At 36.1% G+C, this 1,320-nt stretch carries 2 protein-coding genes; both read left to right on the forward strand.

Going from position 1 to position 1,320, the window contains the following annotated elements; translation table 11 throughout:
* Positions 1 to 59 precede the first annotated feature (59 nt).
* Positions 60 to 593 (forward strand): HMA2 domain-containing protein, encoded by a 534-nt coding sequence (locus RB298_RS04275; RefSeq protein WP_328235078.1) that lies wholly within the window; start codon positions 60 to 62, stop codon positions 591 to 593.
* Positions 593 to 1,320, forward strand: a 728-nt coding sequence (locus RB298_RS04280) for a P-type ATPase actuator domain-containing protein (protein ID WP_486045954.1), incomplete at its 3' end; no start/stop codon positions are given. The genes RB298_RS04275 and RB298_RS04280, both read left to right, overlap by 1 nt.

A 1,320-nucleotide genomic window follows, 5' to 3' on the forward strand; every position in this document is an offset into this window, starting at 1 on the left:
ACCTTATTGAACAAATATATCAAGAAGAATATAGAGCTTAATGAAGGAGAGGAATCAGCATGCTTCCTACTGTAATTGGATTAGGAGCTTCTTTTATTGCTCCTAAAATTATGTCTCAATTCCGGGATCAAAAAATAAAAGTATTGCATGCGATGCCAGGGCGGCTGCGTATACAATGTGACAGCTGGAAGCATCGTATTATTGCACATGCCCTAACAGAAGAAGTAAAAAAACATCCTCTTATCCTAACATCGAAAGCTTCAGAACTAACCGGAAGTTTAGTGCTTCAATTTGTTGTCCCGCATATTAATCAGGAAGAGCTGGATGAACTGATGAGTTATATCGTACAAATAGCATCTAACGCAATTTTAAACAAAGATGCTACATTAATGAATGGTATGACCAACACACTTGGGTTTATAGATAAAGGGATCAAAAAGCAAACCAATGGCTTTGCTGACTTTGATAGTTTATTTGTTCTCTTTTTATTAGGAAAAGGAATTCAGACGTTTGGAAGTGCGCCTGCTTTTTCTGCAAGCTTACTTTATTGGTCATACAGCATCATTAAAAATAAGGGGGAAAAGAATAGGTGATGATGTTCGGGGTAAAGGTAGCTCATTCTCTTCCTGGAAGAACCCGATTTTATATACCTAAACAGCTAGAAATAAACCGTATTGAAACTTGGATACGCTCTTTTCCAGGGGTATATTCTGCACTCTATAATCAAGTAACCGGAAGTTTACTTATTTATCATAATAGCACTCTCTCTTTATACAATCTAAAATCATTCATCTATAAATATAAACATACACTCAAGCAAGCAGCATGTTCATGGAAGAAAGTTATACCAATCATAGCTTGCGGAACTATGTTTTTAGTTAACTGGTATCTGCAACGTTCTTCGTATCCTATTATAGTAAAGACAGTATTTTATTGGATTAGCACCCTTACTGCTATTAGCACTTCCTATGAGGTTATTAAAGACGGTATTGCTCATGTCCTAAAAGAACGAAAAGGGAATGCTAATACACTAACAGCCGCCTCTATATTTGCTTCTTTATATATGAAAAATCCGGGATCGGCTTTAATTATTACTTTGATGTCTACAATTAGCGAGCTATTAACAGACTATACGTCTGAACAAACCAAGCATTATATTCACTCCGTCCTAAAATTAGACGTCTCATATGCTTGGAGGGTAAAAGAAAAAGGCGTTGAAGAAAAGGTTTTAGTAGAGGATGTTCAAGTTGGTGATCAAGTTGTAGTTTTTACCGGAGAAAAAATTCCTGTAGATGGCATTATAATAGAGGGAGACGGTAC

The organism is Priestia sp. BR_2, from assembly GCF_041954005.1.
GTDB classification, from domain to species: domain Bacteria; phylum Bacillota; class Bacilli; order Paenibacillales; family Paenibacillaceae; genus Paenibacillus_AQ; species Paenibacillus_AQ lautus_A.

Excerpts from the sequence above, each read along its gene's own strand:
- RB298_RS04275 (WP_328235078.1), top strand. The coding sequence starts at position 60 with ATGCTTCCTACTGTAATTGGATTAGGAGCTTCTTTTATTGCTCCTAAA.